Below are 21,444 nucleotides of genomic sequence, written 5' to 3'. Positions count from 1 at the left end.
CTACAAATGACGAAACGTTATTCATCTACCAACACAGCATAATTATGAACGTATTTTCCCCTGAATTATTTCGACAACAATTTCCTGCTCTTGAAGCAAACACAGTGTATCTTGATAGCGCAGCTACGGCATTAAAGCCTCTTGCGATGATAGAAGCCTCCGATAATTTTTATCGCCACAATTTTGCAACGGTACACCGTAGCCAATATCAGCATGCTAGGGAAACAACGCAACAATATGAGGGGACGCGTCAACAAGTTGCCAAATTAATCAATAGTGCTGATAGTGATACGATTATTTGGACAAAAGGCACCACAGAATCACTCAACCTGATTGCTCAAGGCTATTTTCGTCCACGCTTACAAGCTGGTGATGAAATAATTGTTAGTGAGCAAGAACATCATGCAAACCTTATTCCTTGGTTGATACTGGCCGAACAAACGGGCGCACGAGTGATCCGCTGGGCAATTGAGGATCATTTTTTACCTTCAATTAATAGCTTAAATGCTTTAATCAATAAGCGGACACGAATTGTTGCTGTTAGCCAAATGTCGAATGTAACAGGTGCTCAAATTGCATTAGATAAGGTGTCTCAATGCGTTCATCAACATGATAATTGCTTATTGGTTGTCGATGGTGCGCAAGGTATTGCGCATCACCCAACGGATGTCACAGCACTTGATATCGATTTCTATGTTTTTTCCGCTCATAAACTCTATGGCCCTAATGGATTAGGTGTTTGTTATGGCAAACGAAAATATTTAGAAGATATGGCTCCTTGGCATGGTGGTGGAAAGATGCTAGCTCACGTCACATTTGATGGGTTTACTCCAGCCGCTATTCCTCAACGCTTTGAAGCGGGAACACCTAATGTTGCAGGTGTTATTGCATTTTCAGCCACATTAGCATGGTTAGAAAAACAAAATATGCATCAGGCTAATCAATATGCTCTTGAGCTTGCAAAAGAAGCAGAAAAACGTCTCAGTGAGTTAAATGGTTTTATTAGTTATCGAGCGGCCAATTCATCGGTTGTTTCCTTCAATTTCGAAGGTGTTCATCATAGTGATTTAGCAACATTAATCACAGAGAAAGGTATTGCATTACGCACAGGGCAACACTGCGCACAGCCTCTTATTGATTCATTAAACATTTCAGGCTGTTTACGCATTTCTTTTATGCCTTATAATCAACACGCTGATATTGATGTTTTTATTAATGCCGTTAAATTTGCTCTAACACTCTTAAAAGATGAATAATTGAAATGAATAACAACACACCTCTGCTTGCAACTCAGCACCCATTTGGTCATGAAATCACTTTAGAAGCATTACTTAATGATTTCCAAAAATTAAAAGCGTGGGAAGACAAATATCGTCAATTAATTCAACTCTCACGTAAATTACCCGCATTACCTGATGAATTAAAAACAACAGAAAAAGAGATCAAGGGATGTGAGAACAGAGTGTGGTTAGGTGTCGAATTAAATAATGACGGCAAATACCATATTTATGGTGATAGTGATGGTCGTATTGTAAAAGGCTTATTGACTATTATTTTAACCGCTGTTGAAAATAAAACAGCGCAAGAAATAGCTGATATCGATATGTTAGCTATTTTTGATCAATTAGGATTGGCTAATCAAATTAGCCAATCTCGCACGGACGGCGTGAATGCGATTATCAAACGATTAAAATCACTTACCTCACAGTATTAAGTTTTATACTCTAAATAATTCAATATGTAGCTAGGCGACAAGTAAATGAGTCACTAGGAGCATCAGTATGCGACTAGTGCGATGGAGCACCGTCAACAACACGACAACTTCAAATATGACGAGTACGTTGAGCCTTCGCTAGCATCTTCTTCAATGCATGAGACACCGCAATAAAACCAAATGACGCCGTTACCATCGTTACAGCACCAAAACCGGCTGAACAATCCATTCGTTTCACACCATCCGCCGTACTTTTTGCCGCACAAACCGTACCATCGCCTTGTGGATAAACTAACTGTTCTGTTGAGAAAACACAGTCGATCCCTAATTTCCCCTTACTATTTTTTACAACATTAAAATCAGATTTCAAACGCTCTCTTAATTTAGCCGCTAAAGGATCTTGAATTGTTTTTGCTAAATCAACCACTTGAATTTGGGTTGGATCAATTTGCCCACCAGCACCACCCGTGGTGATCACTGGAATTTTATAACGGCGACAATACGCTAATAATGCAGCTTTTGGCCTTACACTATCAATAGCATCAATGACATAATCGAAGTTGTTATTCATCATTTCAGCAACATTATCAACTGTGATAAAGTCATCAATACTGGTCACTTTGCATTCTGGGTTGATTTCTAAAATACGTTGTTTCATCACGTCGCATTTGGGCTGCCCCACGCTTTCTTTCAACGCATGTATTTGACGATTAGTGTTCGTCACACACACATCATCCATATCAATTAAGGTGATAGCACCAATACCACTGCGTGCTAATGCTTCAGCCGCCCAACTACCGACCCCACCTATACCCACGACACAGATATGGGCCTGAGCAAAATAAGACAATGCTTTTTGCCCATAGAGTCGCCCGATCCCAGAAAAGCGTTGTAAATATGAATCTGATAATGAATTTTGCATGGTGCGATAACAACCTAAATAACAGAAATAATCATGGCTATTCATATTAATAGCCATGTCGTGTGTATAATTTTACCGTTTATAACGAGCAGATAAAGAGTAAATCGTTTTATGATGAAGGATTTAGCAAGTTAAGCTGTGATTTTTTTAATACCCAAACACGCCCATAATGATTATAGAAACCTGCCATATGGCCAGCATCTTTACCAATTCCATGATAAATATCGAAATGATGGCCTTTAATTGCTCCGCCTACATCTAATGCCACCATTAAACGCATTTGATATTCACCTGTAAATTTACCCGTATTATCAAGTACAGGAATTTCAGCAAGTAACACCGTTCCGGCTGGAATAATACTTCTGTCAGAAGCCACAGAGGCAAGTGCAACAAGTGGGATAGCACTGGCACCTCTAACAGGGGTAAACGGTTCTGGTTTGAAAAAAACAAACGATGGGTTTTCTTCTAATAATTTTCTCACTTCAGCATCATTGTGCTTATCAGCCCAATCTCTAATAGCGAGCATCGACATATCTTTTTTTTCTACTTCGCCATTATCAATAAGTACTTTGCCAATACTACGATAAGGGTGTCCGTTTTTCCCTGCATAACCAAAGAACGTTAAAGGTTTACCATCACCGAAATCAACATAACCACTTCCCTGAACTTCCATCATAAAATTATCCATAATGGAGTTACTGTACGCTGCAATTAAAGATGGGCTTAATGCACCATTATAAATAGCAGCACGAGAAGGCAATTTTGAACGATTATTAGTAGGCATTCTATAAAGAGGATATTGGAATTCACCTTGTCGTGTTAAACGAGCTTCAAGGACTGGCGTATAATAACCAGTAAATTGAACATTACCGTAGTTATCAACCCCTTCCATTTGAAATGCAGAAAGATTAAATTGACGTAATTGACGAGTATCTGCACCAGAACGTAGCCAGTTTTCAACCGCCTGATAAGTCTCTTTGTTGCTATTATACAAACGAGATGATGTTTGGTTTATCTGACTTACTTGTTGTAAGTAATCAGGGCCATTAATCGGTGTACCTTGTGTGTTTGGCGAACTTACTTCAATGAGATCTTGCTTAAGCTTTCCATCTTTATACTGTTGCCCTTGCTCTGTTGGACGATGACATCCTGTCAAGGCAAGCGCTAACATACCTAAAATTAACGATTTTCGCCAAGTAACCATTTTTGACCCGCTTAATAACTAAATTTGAGTGTCGATTTTGAGTTAGAAAGATACCAAAGCAAAATCAATAAATATACGATTATACTAATTGTTAAGGCTTTCTATTATCACCCAATCAATATGACTTTTAAACATCAAGTATATACGCTAAATAATTTGAAGCATGACGAGTATAACTGCCTAAATTTGCATCTTGATGTGTTATTTCTGACCGTTTTTAAAAGAAAACTGTAAAAATTTCATAAAAAACTTGCAACTCGGCAGATCCTGAGTATAGTGCCCCTCTGTGGAGACGCGGGGTGGAGCAGCTTGGTAGCTCGTCGGGCTCATAACCCGAAGGTCGTCAGTTCAAATCTGGCCCCCGCAACCAATTCACAAAGCAGTAAGTTATAGTATCAGTCGCGGGATGGAGCAGCATGGTAGCTCGTCGGGCTCATAACCCGAAGGTCGTTGGTTCAAATCCAGCTCCCGCAACCAATTCTATAAACAACAATTCAGTCGCGGGATGGAGCAGCATGGTAGCTCGTCGGGCTCATAACCCGAAGGTCGTTGGTTCAAATCCAGCTCCCGCAACCAATTTCTTTTCAAAATTTCTTCTTATTTTACTTTTCCTCTTAATTTACAAATCTAATCTTCTCACTCATAAATTTACTACATTAAATTTCTTTTATCTCAATAACCCATTGTGTTAGATAGATTTATTACACTTAAAATACAATAAAAAACGCCAATAGAAAGCGCATGATATTGGCTTTCCACTGGAATATAAGAAAAGAATATAGAAAAAGATTAGCTACGATCAGCTAACGTTAATTCACCGCCATTAGCGAAATAAGCTTTGATCCCTTTGAAAATAGATTCTGCAATTTGTTGCTGGAATTTAGCCGTTTTCAGTTTCTTCTCTTCTTCGATATTACTGATAAAGGCAGTCTCTACTAAAATAGAGGGGATCTCAGGCGCTTTTAATACCGCAAAACCGGCCTGATCGACTTTATTTTTATGCAGTTTATTAATACCACCTAATAGCTTAAGCACTTCGCTACCAAATTTTAAGCTGTCATTAATAGTCGCAGTTTGTACGAGATCGAGCATTGCATGGTCTACATAGCGATCGCCACTTTTACTCACCCCACCAATTAAGTCAGACTCATTTTGTGTTTGAGCAAGATAACGTGCCGTATTACTGGTTGCGCCCGTTTTTGATAATGCAAAAACAGATGAACCTCTTGCTGAACGGTTTGTAAACGCATCCGCATGGATAGAAACAAATAAATCTGCCTGCATTTTTCGCGCTTTAGCAACACGCACTGTCAATGGAATAAACACATCTTCATTACGTGTCATATACGCCTTCATTTTGGCGTCTTTATCAATAAGCGTTCTTAAGCGACGAGCAATTTGTAAAACCACATCTTTTTCACGTGTTTTATATTTACCAATTGCCCCAGGATCTTCTCCACCATGGCCTGGGTCGATCATGATAATAATAGGTCTATCTCGCCCTGCTCTACCCGGTTTACGGGTATCAGTTTGTGCTGGCACTGCTTGTTGTAAATCACCGTCGTTATATTCACGCAATAGTGCTAAGAGAGGATCGTCTTCCGTGTCAGCACCATGGCTTGGATAGAAATCTAACACCAAACGGTTTTTAAATTCAGCCACAGGTTTAAGCGTAAACATTTGTGGTTGTACAGGCGTTTTTACTTCAAATACCAGTCGTACTGTTTTAGGTGTATTTTGACCAACGCGAATAAGCTTTAAATACGGATCGCTAGTCTGAACCTGATTAGCGACACCTTTCAGCACGCTATTAAGTTGAATACCTTCTAAATCCACCACAATACGTTCAGGATTTGATAATGCAAACTGACGATATTTCAGTGGGGTACTGGATTCTATAGTCACGCGAGTATAAGTCGAGGCAGGCCAAACCCTCACAGCAACAATAGATGCTGTGGCAGCAAAACCAACAGGACTAACACTTAACAATAATAACGCGCCAATTCCTTTAACAAGACGACGACGAGTTTGATTGTGCTCAGAATGACTCATGAAAATATTCCAAAAAACGATTAACGCCAATAAACTCTAAAAAGAGATAAAAAAAGTTAAGAACAAAAAACTTTACCCAATCCACACTTCACTGTCACTTAAAAACAGCACAATTACTCACTTTTACACGAATATTCTGCCTTCAGGGAAAACAATAAGATAGGATTTTACTTGCCATTCCTCTCCAAAAAGAATAAAAATACATTAAATACGAATAAAAATTCATTTGAGAGGGTTTTATGAAAGAGCGTAGCACCGAATTGGTCGATGGATTCCGCCACTCGGTTCCGTATATTAATGCACATAGAGGCAAAACATTTGTCATTATGTTGGGTGGCGAAGCCATTGCTCACGAAAATTTCCCATCCATCATTAATGATATTGGGTTGTTACACAGCCTAGGTATTCGTTTAGTGGTGGTTTATGGTGCTCGCCCACAAATTGATGCAGCTCTTGAAGTACAAAAAATATCTCCGATTTATCATAAGTATACGCGTATCACAGATAGCAAAACCTTAGAAATCGTTAAACAAGCTGCGGGTACATTGCAACTCGATATTACGGCTCGCCTATCAATGAGTTTAAGCAATACTCCATTACAAGGTGCTCATATTAATGTTGTCAGTGGTAACTTTGTTATCGCGCAGCCATTAGGGGTTGATGATGGCGTTGATTACTGTCATAGCGGGAAAATTCGTCGTATTGATGAAGAAGCTATTCATCGCCAGTTAGACAGTAATGCTATTGTATTAATTGGCCCTGTTGCAGTGTCTGTTACCGGTGAAAGTTTTAATCTCACCTCAGAAGAAGTGGCAACACAGCTTGCAATCAAACTTAAAGCACAAAAACTGATTGGTTTTTGCTCATTTCAAGGTGTTGCCGATGAAGAAGGCCACATTGTTTCTGAACTGCTACCTAATCAAGCTGAAGATAAAATTCTAGAGCTACAAACAGAAGGTGATTACCACTCAGGCACAGTAAGATTCTTGCGAGGTGCGGTTAAAGCCTGTCGTCGAGGTGTAGAACGTAGCCACTTACTAAGTTATCAATCTGATGGTGCGCTTATTCAAGAATTATTCTCTCGCGATGGTATTGGTACTCAAATCGTCATGGAAAGTGCAGAGAAAGTTCGTAGAGCAAATATTAATGATATTGGTGGCATACTCGAACTTATTCGCCCATTAGAACAGCAAGGTATTTTAGTCAGACGTTCAAGAGAACAATTAGAAATTGAAATTGACCAATTCACTATTATTGAACGCGATAATATGACTATAGCCTGTGCCGCACTGTACCCTTATCCATCAGAAAAAATTGGTGAAATGGCGTGTGTTGCAGTACATCCAGATTATCGAAGCTCTTGTCGTGGTGAGGTTTTACTACAACGTATCTCAGCACATGCTAAGCAATTAGGATTGGAAAAGCTGTTTGTTCTAACAACTCGTAGCATACACTGGTTTCAAGAAAAAGGATTTGAACCAGCCGAAATTGATAAGCTACCGATTGAAAAACAGGCACTTTATAATTACCAACGTCGTTCTAAAATTTTAATTTTAGACTTACGTAAAGAGTAATTAATAAGCATAAAAAAGACAGGAGCCCTCTCAATGCCTGTCTTTTTATTTTCTATCATTAACTAACAGCTAATAACGTAATTTATCAATTAATCCACTTCGACGTTGAATACGTGTTTGTATTGCCATTCTCACCATAGACTCTGAAGCATATAGAGAAAGCTTCTTTTTAGCGCGTGTTAATGCGGTATACAGCAATTCACGACTAACAACAGGTGAAAATTTATCGGGTAGTACTAACGCTGTATGGGTAAATTCAGAACCTTGTGATTTATGCACGGTCATTACATATGCGGTTTCATGTTGTGGTAATCGACTCGGTTGGATCGCTTTCAATTTTCTATCAGGTAGCTGAAAAAAAGCCTTCATTTCACCTTCATCATTATTGAGCATAATGCCAATATCACCATTAAACAAACCTAATGTACTGTCATTTCTTTGGATCATAATAGGTCGTCCAATATAATCACTTTGATAACTATTTGTAGGACGGCGGATCAATCGCTGGCGATGCAATAACATTTCAATTCTGTCATTTAACCCACTTACACCAAAAGGGCCTTCTCTTCGTGCACACAATAAACGGTATTGGTTAAATGCATTAAGAATAATATCAGGTGAGGCTTTTTGGGAAACTAATGTGAGATATTCTCGATAGGCATTAACGGCATCTTGAATCATCAGTAAATAACTTTCTTTTGATTCCAAAGCAATAAAGCTCACATCTTGAGGCTCTAATACTATTTCAAGCTGTTGTGGGCTAATCTCTGCTTTTTTTAGCAATGTAATCGCTGTTTTGGTCTGCCCTTTATTAACCGCAAAAGCCAGTTGCCCTATGCCTGAATCTTCACCAAAACGATAGCTTTTACGTAATAGACACAGAGAATCACTGACGACAGATACTGGGGTTTGAGAAACTGGAATAGTATCCGTCGATTTAACCAATTCACCTTGGGTTAAGTGATTAATCTGATCAAATCTTTTTTGACTGAAGCCATCTTCAGAAAAACGACAAATATCACCTAATACAGCCCCCGCCTCAACAGAAGCAAGTTGGTCTTTATCTCCTAAGAAAATAACGTGACATTTTAATGGAAGTGCATCAATCAAACGCGCCATCATAGGTAAATCAACCATTGAGGCTTCATCAACAACTAAAATATCAAGCTGTAATGGGTTATCTTTATGGTAGCGCACTTGCTGACTTTCAGGCTGAGCACCTAATAAGCGATGAATAGTTTGCGCCTGCTTTGGCATCCATTTATTTTCTTCTTCACTTAAATTAAGTTGTGCTAAGGCGTTACCTAAAGATTCCGTTAATCTCGCTGCCGCTTTACCTGTAGGAGCGGCTAATTGAATAATCGGCTTTTCATTCGATGTGAGCATCACAAAAGCGGCTAAAATTTTAGCAACTGTTGTCGTTTTTCCCGTTCCTGGACCGCCAGAAATAATGGAAATGGGGCTAGTGATAGCAACGCTGGCAGCCACTTTTTGCCAATTTGTTTCTTGATTTTCTTTCGTTGCTGGAAAAAGTTGGTTGAGCACTTTAATTAATTCATTTTCATCAATATCAACAATAGCCTGCTCTCGCCTAAAAAACTGAGCAACTTTCTCTTCATAGCTCCACATTCTTTGTAGATAAAGATATTCATTATCTAAAATAATAGGAAAAGAGGGATCATCGCGACTTTGATTAACGCAATGACAATGAGTCAACTCTTCTACTATCTTTTTAGCAGAAGGCTTACCCATTTTTTGCCAAATCTCTAGTGCAAACTCTTTTTGTCTACCATCGAATAATTGATCTTTCTGAATAATATTCAATGGTAAACAAACATGACCCGCTCCAGTTTGAGCACTCAAATAAGCAAATACAAACAGTAAAATAGGGTTTTCATCTTCAACCAGCATTTGTGCAAATCGAAGATCTAAAGGTCGTAATAAATTTTGTGTAATCGCTTGTTCTAAGAGTTTGATCATTTTTATTTCTCACCGACTACATCGGGTTTGCTACTTTGCCCTGTAAATAGTGAATCTAATGCCAAAACAAAAGCTTCATCAGGTAAATAGGCATAAACACCATTTCCAGGGTGCGCTTTGTCTATTCCACGTAAAAAGAGGTAATAAATTCCACCAAAGTGGCTTTTGTAATCATAATCAGGGATGCGCTGTTGTAAAAAACGATGTAACGCTAAGGTATAGAGTTGATATTGTAAATCGTAGCGATGATCCATCATTGCATTCATCATCGCTTCTTGTGTGTAATCCTCACTCGATTCACCTAACCAATTCGATTTATAATCCACAACATAGTATTTACCTTCCCAAGAAAAGACTAAGTCAATAAAGCCTTTAAGCATCCCTTCTACTTGTTGAAATTGCAGAGCCGGACAATGTCTTGATAGAGGATCAAACTGACTAATTAACTGGGTCAATTGGGTTGATGATAGTTCTTTTTCAATAGGTAAATAGAATTGTAATTCATCAAGTTGTTGTGATTTTGGGATATCAGCAAGACACAATCCTTGAGAATTAAGCGGTGTATGAAACAGTGTTTCCATCCAAGTAACTAAAAGGGGAGCCCACTTTTCATCAAAACCTTGAACGCTCAATTGTCCTTGCATCCACTGTTCATCAATAGGTTGCGAAAAATCTAATACTTCCAGCAAACTATGTAAAAACGTTCCTGCGACTGCACCACGCGGGAAATGATGAATAGAATTTTCATCAACCTCTCCTTGTCGTTTCTCACCTTTAGCATCTGTATCAAGTCCCGGTGCGATAGATTGCACCAAAGACTCAATATCACCTAAATCAAAATGATAATGACGATTTGAATGCTGATAGGTTAATCCTGAATAACTTGTTATACGCCAATTATCATGGATCTGACGTTTAAATATAGCAGCTTCAAGTTTGGTTTCAGGGGCTAATTGAGACTGGTAGCGATGCGCTGATATATTATCAAGCGTTGTAACACTGATATTATCATCTAATAAGGCATGAATTGCTTGATGTAATAATTCACTATTACCTTCTTCGCCTTGCTGTAATAAATACCCTAACGCATTTTTATGCAAATCAGTCAGCCCTGACTTACGTTTATTCCCTTTGACAAGAGGAGCGACACCAACATAACAGCAAAATTTAGATCGCGTTAATGCCACATAAAGTAAGCGTAAATCTTCAGCTAAGCGCTCTTCATCCGCTAAGCGTAAACTTTCAGGTCGGCTAAAAATATCTAATTTTGCGTAAAATTTCTCTCTATCATGATAAAGCGCTCCTTTTTGCTCTTGGTAATTACAAGCAAAAGGTAAACAAACAATCGGATATTCAAGACCTTTAGATTTATGGATAGTACAAATTCGCACAAGATTTCGGTCACTTTCCAAACGCATTTGTTGGTTTTCAGATTGTGCATCAGGATGAGAAATCTGTTGTGCTAACCAACGAATAAGAGCATGTTCACTATCGAGTTGTAATGATGTTTCTTGTAATAGTTCACCAATATGCATGATATCTGTAAGCCGGCGTTCACCACCAATACTTGCGAGTAAATTTTCTGCAATTTGATTATCCATCATGATCTTGCGCAACATTGGTAAAACACCACGCTTTTGCCACAATACATAATAATCAGCAAACTTCTCCACGTAACTATTCCAGTGTGCCTCACTGCGGTTCAAATCATCAATTTGCTTTGCGCTAAACCCAAATAATCGGCTGGCTAAAGAAGCCCTTAAAACTCGCTCTTTTTCAGGTGTTACAACCGCTTGTAATAGCCAAAGTAGATCTTTGGCTTCGTTGGTTTCAAAAACACTTTCACGATTGGATAAGAATACTGACTGTATTGAAAGTAAATTCAATGCATCACTGATCAGTATCGCTTCTCTGCGGCTACGCACCAATACCATAATATCAGCAGATGTAACCGTTTTTTTTGTACCTTGTTCGATCAGCCAAGCCTGTTGCTGATCCCCTGCTGATAACCAATCACGAATTTGTGCAGCACATTGTGCTGCCATAATTTGCTCATAATTTCCCGTAGAAACACTTTCACCTTCAGCAAGCCAAAAATTAAAAGGTGAAATCGGTTTGTCATGGTAAACAAAGGCCATGTCTTGGTTTTTTTCAGCCGAGCTTACTTCAATAAAAGGGATATGCTCAAATAGAAATGGAGCATTGGAACGCATAAAAAGCTTGTTAACTGCATTCACCATACCCGGCGCAGAGCGCCAGTTAGTATTTAATGTGTAGTGATGAGATGTCTGCTTTCGGGCTTGAATATAAGTAAAAATATCCGCACCACGGAAAGCATAAATTGCCTGTTTAGGATCGCCGATAAACAACAACCCACTGTTTTCATACTCACCATAAATCGCATCAAAAATACGATATTGTTGGGGATCTGTATCTTGGAATTCATCAATCATTGCAACTGGATAGCGTTCACGAATAGCTTGTGCTAAAGCTTTACCACCTTCACGTTTCAATGCTCTATCTAAGCGTGTTAATAAATCATCAAACCCCATTTCACCGCGACGCATCTTTTCATTTTCAATGCCTCGACGTATTTCAGGGATCGCATTGAGCAGAATAACATCACGCAGAGTCAAGCTCTGCTTTGTTAATCGTTCAATTTCAACAAAAAGAATATGTTCTGGTGCTGGGCCTTTTGTGCTCTTCTCATTCAGCGTTTCTTGCGAAAAACGAACCAAACAATCTGGTAATTGATAGCTTTTCGTTTCTGCTGTTGACGCCCACAACGTTATTTCTTCAATCCATTTAGGTAAAAAACGACTGCTATAACTACGTTTATCAACACCCGAAGCTGTTATCCATGCTTCAATTTCATGTTGATGTGCATGCCAACGCGTTTTCACCTTGTTAATTGCTTCAATAACCGCTTGATGACGCTCTTTAACTGACTCATTTTCACTGTCTAATGCCACACCTTCGATTTCAGGCATTTCACCTTGTAAATAAGGCTGTATTTCATAAAGCAGTTGTTCAGGGCCAGACCAAATCTGGCTTACTGCATTAGCAACATCATAAGAAAGTGGATAACAATGGCGGCGCCAGAAGTCAGCACATACCCGCCTTTTGAGTTCATATTCATCTTGGATCAAGACTTGTTCAAACAAGACGCCTGATTCAAATGCATTGTTTGCCAACATACGCTGACAAAAACCATGAATCGTATAAATAGCCGCCTCATCCATTTGGCGCTCTGCTTCAAGCAACCATAATGCAGCCAGATCTTTATTAGGGATCTGTTTAAGTAATTCGTGGTAAGTATCATTGCAACTTTCAACATCATGGCGAATACAGGCAAGTCTTAGTTCATGAATATTTTTGCGAATACGTGCTCGTAATTCATCTGTCGCCGCATCCGTGAATGTCACAACTAAAATCTCTTCAACACTGAGAGGGCGGTAAAATGCAGACTCCCCGCCTAATCCAAGAAGCAACCGTAAATACAACAACCCTATTGTATAAGTTTTCCCTGTTCCTGCTGACGCCTCAATGAGGCGTCTTTGGTACAGCGGAAGTGTATACGGGTTTAGTGGCTGTGCCTGTATCACTTCACTCACTCTTTAATTTCCTCAATAGGTAAAGTTTTTTGTAATTCGCTTACTGTGGCGTAACGTTTCCACTGTTTATTTTCGGCGTAATCAGCATCTTTGCCATCTTTACCAATAACTTGAGAGACAAAAATAAATCCGTTCGGTTTTATAATTGCTTTTTCATAAAATTCAATAGCTTGTTTTAAAGTCACTTTATTAAGCTCAGCTAAGAATTTTTCACGTCCATCATATTTTAAGTTATTACGATGGAAGTCATTTCGATAAAGAGAAACTTCTTCATAGAACGTTTGAGGTGGTTGTTTAACTTCAGTAATAATTGCTTGCTTATACTGATTAAAATCTGCTTCACTCATTCTTTTCAAACGTTCATAGGCTTGCTGATAAAATGCGTTATAACGTTCATTTAAGTAAACTGGCGGTTTAGCATTACTTTGTAATAAGAAACCTAGACCAAACTGTTCACCCATAGTGCCTTGATAAGCAAATACTGCATAACCTAGCTGTTCTTCTGTTCTTAATTGATCATAAAACCAAGGTTTGATAACAGACGCTAACACTGAAGAAATTGCCTGACCTTCAAGACGGCTATAACCTATTGGGATATAAAGCTCACCTAATGCGTTATCTGTACTCTTCGATTTACTTTGGAAATCAACCGCATTTAATTTATTGAATACTAATGTTTCACCGATCCAGTATTCTGTACCTTGATTACCTAATAATTCGTGTGCAGATTTAGCGATATCGCGGCTTTGCTCTGGCGTTAAGTTACCAATAATTAGCGCTTGAAGTACTGCGTTTTTAATTACTTCACGGCGATTATCAATAATATCTTGCAGTGTAATTGACTCTAATGCTTTGAGTTTGTCAGCTTCTTCATAATACGGGATCGTATTTAATCGACGAGCCGGCAACATAGCTTCTTCAAATGCTTTTAAGTTATGAGTCACATCAAGTTGTTCACGATACCAAGATTTAGCTTGATCGAGCTCTTCTTGAGTTGATTCGAAACTCATATAGCTTTTCAGTGTAGCATTAACGAGTTCTGGTAAATGTTGTGTATAACCATTCATTGAAAAATCAATGCCTTGTCCTGATGAGGATGAGATATTCATTCCAGCAACAGAAGCTTGGTAAGATAATTCACTTAACGCTAAACCAGCAAGATAATCCGTTAAAGTTTGTGTCACTTGTTGCTTAACGGTAATGTCAGCTCCCTTATTCACTAAACTTAATGTCACACTGGCTTTAGGCTCATCAGAGAAATAGTGTGATGGCATATAAAACAAGCGAGCGCTTTTATCCTGCCACAACAATTCTGGTTTGATGATTTTGCTATCCGCATCAATCAGAGAAAGGTTATCAGGGATATAAGGATTAAGTGCTGGCAGAGATAATGAAATATCATCCGATAATGTCTGCCATGTTTTTAATTGCTTATCTGTGATTTTATCAACCTGATAAGGGGCATTAACAAAGTAGGCTTGTTTGTTAGACGGCTCATTAGGACTTATTACCCAAATACGCGCTTTCTCTGGTGTAAGAGAATCAAGACGAGAAAGAATAGCTGAAGGCTCATACTTATCAGCAATATAACCCGCATTGAGGATATTTTTGATTGGATAACGCAACATCATATCCGAAATACCTTCTATGTAATTCATATCTCTTACAATAGAGCCATAACGGAATGAAAGATCTAATACATTCGCAATTTCATCAAAATAACGTTGGCTGATACCTTCTGTCTTAATTAAACGAATGTATGAAAAGATAGCGGAAATCACTTTGTCTTTTTGCGCTAAACCTTTATCTGTCAACGCAACATAAATCGTAAATGAGCCTTGATTGCGATCGATATAAGGCTCTGAAGATGCACTAATACTTTCAGCTAAACCTTGATCTTGTAGCCATGTTGCCAATGTGCCTGCACTAAGATTACCGATTAAATAGCCAATATATTCATCAGATTTACTACGAAAATCAGCAATATTGTTATCTATACCAAACTCAATTTGTAAAGTCTTTTGCGGTTGAGCGGGTACTAAATGGATCATTAACCCTTTTTCTTTATCCGTCATAGCAGGTACTGTGGTGACTGGCACATCTGCCTTTTTATTCGGGATACGAGCGAAAGTGTTTGCGGCTAATTTAGATAATTCATCAAGTGATTTATTACTATAAATAACACCATTCATTAAATTACCAGAATAGTGTTTTTGATAGAATTTAATCAATTCATCTTGAAGCTTACTATTTGGTTTATCACTTAATGTCTCTAGATTCCCCCCCATAAAGCGAGAACTTGGATGTAATGGATTTAAAGTTTCAGCCCTGACTTGCCAAAAACGCATACCATCACGTGCACGCGCCATTGTTAATTCAGCATTAACCGCATTACGCTCACGATCGGCATTTTTAGGATCAAGTAAGGGTTCAGCTAAAGCATCAGCAAGGCGATCAACTGCTTCATTAATAGCACTATTTTCCACTTCTAAATAGAATGCAGTACGATAGGTCGTTGTACTCGCATTATGAGAGCCACCATTCTTTTGTAAGAATTCAGACATACTGCCTGATTGGGGATATTTCGCCGATCCCATTAGCACCATATGTTCTAAATAGTGCGCAAGACCTTGCTGGCTATCCGGATCTTCTAATGCTCCAACAGGTAATGCAACTGCCGTTAATGATTTAACTGCCTTTTCATCAGAAACCAGTAATACGGTCATTTCATTAGGTAGTTTAATCGCTTGATATTGCCGTGGATCACTCTCACTTTTTTCAATACTATCAGGCAATACTTGCCAAAGTGGATCAGTAGCAAAACTGTTGATACTCAGTAGCATCAATAGCAACATGATCCCTAGTTGCGAGCAGTATTTTCTCATCTGATATGAGCTCCCTTATTTTTTCAGAAATGGAATTATTGGTTTAAATATTGTTAATGCCGTCTGCTTGACTGTTTGTAAAAAAGGCTCGTCTAATTGAGAGAAAGCACGCTGAACATACATGTCATTCATTTCACCATCTCGATTATAACTATCCGTTAAATGTTGCATTAGAACTAATTCTGCTTTTTCTAGTGTCTCTTCATCATCAAGTAAAAACGCTTGTGATTTTTTATCATAGCAAGCTTGTAACCAAGCCCAGCCACTTTTCGCAAATAGCGCTAATGGGCTGTTTAACCCTTGTTTATAATCACTAATTAAATTGTCTAATGTTGAATAGGCAAATTCAGGATCAACAGGTAATAAACACCATTGAGTCTCTTTTCTGCCGTAAAACCGGCTCTCGCCCGTCCCCTCTTTTAAACAATAAACTAAGTGCTCAATCCAAAGCTGTAATAAATCATTAGCTGTTAAGCTGGCAGGTCGCCAGCGTAATAAACCATCAGTTTGTACCTCATTTAAACGGCCAATCAGTGGCATTGCACTAAAGCTTTGCTCTAATGTGACAGAATGTGTGGCTGATCGTTCACTTCTTATCTTTTCCGCTAAAGGGAGTAACTCTTCTATTTGTTGCTCCCAATAAATTTGACCAAATGCGCTCGCCGGAAGTTGTCCCGCGGCTTTGATACGCTCAAACAAAGCTTCTGTTGAACTTTGATCAATCAATGCTTTTAATAACCATTGATTCAATAGATAACGTTGAAGCGCATTTATCACAAATGGCTCTTCTTCAGGTAATTCTGTTTCTTCAATAACAAAGTTTGTTTTTAATCTTTGTTGGAAAAAAGCACGAATAGGATGGCGATAAAAACGTGCAAGCTCGTCAATTGAGACTTTATCTATTGTGTCATCATCATTAAGTGCTTCCGTAAAACATTGATGAACCTCCCCCTGCCCACTGGCAGCAGGTAGCCATTCAGAAGCATAAGAGCGAAAAGAAGCACCGATTCGGAAATTTTCTTGAGCAAAAGGAACACGGCTATGTTGTGTTAACAAATGCTGATTTATACGAATCGCACTTTCATCGACATTGCGTTCACCATCTTCCGGCAAACGGAAGTTTTGCCCAATATAATCTTGTAACTCTTTGATTAATAAAGATGGGTTACATTCTCGATCGTCCCGTATCGATTTTCCGATATAACTAATATAAAGGTATTTTTCAGCTGAACTAAGCGCTTCAAGGAATAAATAGCGGTCATCATCACGACGTTTTCTATCACCACGACGGCGTTTTTCCGCCATTAAATCAAACCCTAACGGCTGAATATTACGAGGATAAATACCGTCGTTCATGCCTAATAAACACACCGCTTTAAAGGGAATAGAGCGCATAGGCATTAACGTACAGAAATTAATGCTACCCGCTAAAAAACGCTGACTGATTTTTTCATCATCAAACCGTACGGTTAATTCATCACGAATAAGGACTAGCGGGATTTCATTTTGATATTGCGCTTTCAGTCCATTTTCAATCACCTTTTGCCATTGCTGGATAATAAGCGCTAAAACTAATTCCGTTTCCTCATCAGATTCAAAAAAAGCATCAACTAATTGTTGTCCAACTTCTAGCCATGCTTCTAATGAGCGAGTTTCACTCAAACGTGTACGCCACTCACTTAATGTATAAATAAAATCAGCGAGATATCCTGCAAGCTCAGCAACTAAGCCACTTGATTCATCATAAGGAAGGACCCCTTTCCAAGGGCCATTTTCACTTTCCATCGCATAACCAAGCAACATGCGCAGTAAACCAAACTCCCACGTATTTTTACCCGTGATGGGTAATAAGAATGAAGCCACATTCTCATCATCCAATCCCCAACGTATGCCTGATTCATCGACCCAACGACGTAGTAGTTTTAGTTCATTTTCAAAAATAGAGAAATGCCCAGCTAAAGCAGGAACTTCAAGTAAAGCTAATACTTGTTCTGCGGTGAACCGACTTTGAGGAAGCTCTAACAACGTAATAAAAGCTTGTAATACAGGGTGTGCTTGACGAGCTTTCCTATCTGAAATTGCAAAAGGAAGATAACGTTCTGAAGGTGCATTACCAAACACCGCTTGAATATAAGGTGTATAGCTATCGATATCCGCAACCATCACAATAATATCACGTGGTAATAATTCGGGATCTTGCTCTAATAAATGCAGTAATTGATCTTGTAGTACTTCTACTTCACGCTGTGGGCTATGACTGGCATGAAAAGTCAATGAGTTATCATCTGGTAAAATTACACGTTTATTTTCACTACATTCATAAGTTTCAAGTGTTGTACCTAATTGCGAAAAATCTTCTAAATCAAGAATGTCAGCTTGCAATTGATGAAGTAAATTATCTCTTGGAATATCAACAAAAGCATCCAATACATCGGCATATTCAAGTTCAGAAAGAAAATAGAGATTATCTTTACCCAATTTTCCCCATGAAGCTAATAGCGGATTACCAATATTTTGCTCCCCCTCTTCATTAAATAATGATGAGGCATTTTTTTCATCTTTAAACCACGATAATTCATGTAATTGCTGATAATGACGAGGTTTTCTACTATTCAAGCGAGCAAGAAATTTAGGATCTTGAATATCGCCCCAATAGTAACGGCAAGGATTGGTAAAAAGTAAATAGATCTCTGTATGACGCCCAATAGCTTGCAGAGCCTGCAAATAAACTTGCGGTAATGCCGAAATACCACAAATAAAAATACGGGGTGGAAAACAGTGTTGAAGTTCTCCTTCTTTTGCACCATTTAATGTCGAAATAAATTGCTGGTAAAGATTAGAACGATGCCATTGAGGCTGATTGAGATCTTTTGTGTATTGCTGTAACGCTACCCACAATATTTTCTGCCAACGCTGATTTTCACTCAGCCCTTCTATCAATTCATCTTTTTCCCACGAAGCTAACCAATCTGAACGATATACCAAATATTGGTCAAATAAGTCAGCAACACGCCCTGCTAATTGGTGTAATTTACGTTTATCCTCATCATCATCAAGATAATGAAGTAGCGGTTTAAATTCTTCATGAGATAAATATTCAGGTAATAATGCCATTAATTTCCATGTCATGGCATCTTTAGAAAAAGCACTTTCTTTAGGTATACCTGATAGCACCCGCGTAAACATTTCCCAAATAAAGGTTGCTGGTAATGGGTAACGGATATTAGCAGCAATACCCAAGCTTTCGGCAAGCTGGATTTGCAACCACTGAGACATTCCGGGGCTTTGTACAAGGATCACTTCTTGTTCAAAGGGAGAAGAGAGTGGTCTGGTCTGCATAAAGTGCACCATAAGTGACTTTAGTAATGACAACTGATTTGAGTGATATATATGAAACATCAGATCCTCATCTTATTAATAGCATGACCAGTAATACAGCTTTATTTCGGGTAATACATTATTGGCAACATAACCTTCTATTTCCTGACAACCTTCAGACTGTAATAGTGAGCGTGTCATTATTTTGGAATTGGCTACGAAATAGTCAGGTAATTTATCAGTCATTTGTTCAAATAAAACAAAAAGTTCCTGCCCTGCCTGCTGCATTTGAATTAACCGCTGAAAGTCAGCTTTTAATGATTGACTATACCCTATAATAGCGACAAAACTAATATTAAAAAACAGTAATATAAACATTGTATTAAGTAAAATAGAGCCACTTTCTGATTTATTTTGAATGTTATCTATAACACACACTCCTTATGTACTAATGGGCAATAATCTAGCCATCCATTTGGATGTGTCACCATGGATTTATTTTTGTCCTCCAAAAAATCAACCCATTGATAATGATATATTTTATAACCATTTAAGCTTTCTGCTTGTCCTTGTAATAATCCTTTTTCTAAAGAAATCAAAAATAAACAACTCTTTATTTTAGGGTTTACATGAAAATGACGACACTGCCATTTATTTAACTGTGACGATAGAATTTCCCAATTCCGTTTTATTCCCCACGCTAATGCAGATTCAGCAAATAAAAAAGCTTGTCGTGCTTGCAACTCTTGCATTACTATTTGTTGAGATTGCCTGTAATGATAAGCAAAATTTCCTAGCGCTGATAAGCTCATAACAATAAACCCAATTACGACAAGTAAACTTGCAAATCCTTGCTCACTTTTATTATTAATAAAATCAATACTCATAACGTGGTCACATTCCTTAACCGAATTTCATTCTTATAATGTAGTTTCACAGTAGGCGATTGTTTTAAATGAAATTTCAAGGAAACAGAGAGATAAAAAAAGGGTTTCTTTTTGATAAGATGTTGCTTTGAGTAAGGACGTAAAATAAACTCCGTCACTTCTATTTCATGACTTTCAAAGAATCGTTGCCATCCTGAAGAAGTACAATCTTGTACTCCTCTTAATTGTTCTAGTTGCCCATTTCTAAGCCGATAACCAAAATAATCACTCTCTTTTGAGGAAGGCGCATCCCATCGACCATTGCCATTTACGTCATAAGCGAAAATAACGCAGGAGTTTTTTTCTTGATAAGAATACTGCCCTATTTTTAATGGTGAAGAGTGTAACCCCTTTGACTGCGATACATAAGCACACTCACCCTGACAATATCCAGTGCGCCTTAATTGTGTTTCTAGCACCAATAACCTTTCCCTTAAAAAAATATCTAACTGATATTTTTGGTAAGAATGGAGCAGTGTGTTCATTACTTGAGGATATGCCCGACTGATGCACAGAAATAGAACGCCACTAATTGCCATGGCAAAAAGGCATTCCATCAGCATCATGCCAGATGAAAATGAAAATATTGATCGCTTTAACATGGCGAAAATACCTTAATTTTCTGGCTACATGCTCTTATTCTCCCTAAAGATGAAATAACAATTTTTACTTCACCTTCTGAGCTTTGAAGTACAAAACTCATTGGTCTTAAAGTTTGACGAATATCCCCAAACGTAAAATTTGAGACCGTTGATTGTTTAAGTTGAATACCCGTGGTTAATTGAAAAACTGTTTGTTTTTCAGTTAAATGCCGTTGAGAAAAAGGTATAGCGACGACTTTATTGCTGGGTGATAAATGAAGTGATATTTTAATTTTTATATTAAACAGTAGCGCTTGTTGTCGTTGATATGAAAGAAATGCAATGGTTTCTCGTACACTATGTATCAATTGACGTTGGTGAGTAAATTGCTGATAGGTCGTAATTGATAAATAACTTAAAATCGAGGCAATCATCATGACAATAAGCATTTCGAGCAGGCTTATCCCCCATTCACTCTCTTGTTCAAGTTTACTATTTAGGCTTATTTCCATATTACTGTTCATTTTGTTCTCCTCTAGAGCCTGCGATGAGAATGCAGCTAAACCTTTGTAAGGTAAATAAAAGAGAGTGTTTTTTTCGAACGATGACGCAGTAACTATATTTTCAGAACAAACACAAAAAAATAGTTATCAACAAGGCTGGGGTTAATCTTA

General features: G+C 38.2%; 14 protein-coding genes and 3 tRNA genes. 6 read left to right on the top strand and 11 right to left on the bottom strand.

Annotation, left to right across the window (positions count from 1 at the left end; genetic code table 11):
• The first annotated feature begins 44 nt into the window (after nucleotides 1–44).
• Nucleotides 45–1,256, top strand: coding sequence for a cysteine desulfurase CsdA (csdA, locus tag GWI59_RS06155; RefSeq protein WP_109848110.1), 1,212 nt, complete (start codon nucleotides 45–47; stop codon nucleotides 1,254–1,256).
• A gap of 5 nt (nucleotides 1,257–1,261) precedes the next feature.
• Nucleotides 1,262–1,714, top strand: a complete 453-nt coding sequence (gene csdE / locus GWI59_RS06150) for a cysteine desulfurase sulfur acceptor subunit CsdE (RefSeq protein WP_109848109.1) — start codon at nucleotides 1,262–1,264, stop codon at nucleotides 1,712–1,714.
• Nucleotides 1,715–1,823: 109 nt separating this feature from the next.
• On the opposite strand, the gene tcdA is transcribed toward csdE, so the two are convergent.
• Both tcdA and mltA read right to left on the bottom strand, forming a co-directional pair.
• Nucleotides 1,824–2,636: a tRNA cyclic N6-threonylcarbamoyladenosine(37) synthase TcdA gene (tcdA, locus tag GWI59_RS06145; RefSeq protein WP_006535932.1), complete on the bottom strand. Its 813-nt coding sequence runs from the start codon at nucleotides 2,634–2,636 to the stop codon at nucleotides 1,824–1,826.
• A 109-nt stretch (nucleotides 2,637–2,745) separates the two neighbouring features.
• Nucleotides 2,746–3,840 carry a murein transglycosylase A gene (gene mltA, locus GWI59_RS06140; protein ID WP_006535933.1) on the bottom strand — a complete coding sequence of 365 codons (1,095 nt, stop codon included), beginning with the start codon at nucleotides 3,838–3,840 and terminating at the stop codon, nucleotides 2,746–2,748.
• A 293-nt stretch (nucleotides 3,841–4,133) separates the two neighbouring features.
• On the opposite strand from mltA, the gene GWI59_RS06135 reads away from it, so the two are divergent.
• From GWI59_RS06135 to GWI59_RS06125, 3 genes are all read left to right on the top strand, one after another.
• Nucleotides 4,134–4,210: transfer RNA gene (locus tag GWI59_RS06135), tRNA-Met, on the top strand.
• A 30-nt stretch (nucleotides 4,211–4,240) separates the two neighbouring features.
• Nucleotides 4,241–4,317, top strand: a tRNA-Met gene (locus GWI59_RS06130).
• A 22-nt stretch (nucleotides 4,318–4,339) separates the two neighbouring features.
• A tRNA-Met gene (locus GWI59_RS06125) sits at nucleotides 4,340–4,416 on the top strand.
• 213 nt (nucleotides 4,417–4,629) lie between these two features.
• On the opposite strand, the gene amiC is transcribed toward GWI59_RS06125, so the two are convergent.
• Nucleotides 4,630–5,892 (bottom strand): N-acetylmuramoyl-L-alanine amidase AmiC, encoded by a 1,263-nt coding sequence (gene amiC / locus GWI59_RS06120; protein ID WP_072064277.1) that lies wholly within the window; start codon nucleotides 5,890–5,892, stop codon nucleotides 4,630–4,632.
• A 239-nt stretch (nucleotides 5,893–6,131) separates the two neighbouring features.
• Here amiC and argA point away from each other — a divergent pair, with 239 nt between their 5' ends.
• Entirely contained in the window at nucleotides 6,132–7,466 is a 1,335-nt protein-coding gene (gene argA / locus GWI59_RS06115; RefSeq protein WP_161724262.1) for an amino-acid N-acetyltransferase, read from the top strand.
• A gap of 69 nt (nucleotides 7,467–7,535) precedes the next feature.
• On the opposite strand, the gene recD is transcribed toward argA, so the two are convergent.
• The 8 genes from recD to GWI59_RS06075 all read right to left on the bottom strand — a co-directional run bounded on the left by recD (nucleotide 7,536) and on the right by GWI59_RS06075 (nucleotide 21,294).
• The gene (gene recD, locus GWI59_RS06110; protein ID WP_161724260.1) at nucleotides 7,536–9,446 is read right to left on the bottom strand and encodes an exodeoxyribonuclease V subunit alpha; all 1,911 of its coding nucleotides are present in this window, start codon (nucleotides 9,444–9,446) and stop codon (nucleotides 7,536–7,538) included.
• A gap of 2 nt (nucleotides 9,447–9,448) precedes the next feature.
• The gene (gene recB / locus GWI59_RS06105; protein ID WP_161724258.1) at nucleotides 9,449–13,060 is read right to left on the bottom strand and encodes an exodeoxyribonuclease V subunit beta; all 3,612 of its coding nucleotides are present in this window, start codon (nucleotides 13,058–13,060) and stop codon (nucleotides 9,449–9,451) included.
• Entirely contained in the window at nucleotides 13,057–15,945 is a 2,889-nt protein-coding gene (ptrA, locus tag GWI59_RS06100) for a pitrilysin (protein WP_161669387.1), read from the bottom strand. The genes recB and ptrA overlap by 4 nt, the downstream gene beginning before the upstream one ends.
• Nucleotides 15,946–15,960: 15 nt before the next feature.
• Nucleotides 15,961–19,344 carry an exodeoxyribonuclease V subunit gamma gene (gene recC / locus GWI59_RS06095; RefSeq protein ID WP_161724256.1) on the bottom strand — a complete coding sequence of 1,128 codons (3,384 nt, stop codon included), beginning with the start codon at nucleotides 19,342–19,344 and terminating at the stop codon, nucleotides 15,961–15,963.
• 15 nt (nucleotides 19,345–19,359) lie between these two features.
• Nucleotides 19,360–19,551, bottom strand: coding sequence for a hypothetical protein (locus tag GWI59_RS06090; RefSeq protein WP_237584690.1), 192 nt, complete (start codon nucleotides 19,549–19,551; stop codon nucleotides 19,360–19,362).
• Nucleotides 19,552–19,688: 137 nt separating this feature from the next.
• On the bottom strand, nucleotides 19,689–20,150 hold the full coding sequence (locus GWI59_RS06085) for a DUF2509 family protein (RefSeq protein WP_161724254.1): 462 nt from the start codon (nucleotides 20,148–20,150) through the stop codon (nucleotides 19,689–19,691).
• On the bottom strand, nucleotides 20,147–20,791 hold the full coding sequence (locus tag GWI59_RS06080) for a prepilin peptidase-dependent protein (protein WP_072064283.1): 645 nt from the start codon (nucleotides 20,789–20,791) through the stop codon (nucleotides 20,147–20,149). Before GWI59_RS06080 ends, GWI59_RS06085 begins: the two co-directional genes overlap by 4 nt.
• Nucleotides 20,785–21,294: a potassium:proton antiporter gene (locus GWI59_RS06075; RefSeq protein WP_237612100.1), complete on the bottom strand. Its 510-nt coding sequence runs from the start codon at nucleotides 21,292–21,294 to the stop codon at nucleotides 20,785–20,787. Before GWI59_RS06075 ends, GWI59_RS06080 begins: the two co-directional genes overlap by 7 nt.
• Nucleotides 21,295–21,444 lie beyond the last annotated feature (150 nt).

The organism is Proteus sp. G2673 (assembly GCF_009915125.1).
GTDB classification, from domain to species: domain Bacteria; phylum Pseudomonadota; class Gammaproteobacteria; order Enterobacterales; family Enterobacteriaceae; genus Proteus; species Proteus penneri.
This window is presented reverse-complemented; position numbering and strand designations above follow the sequence as displayed.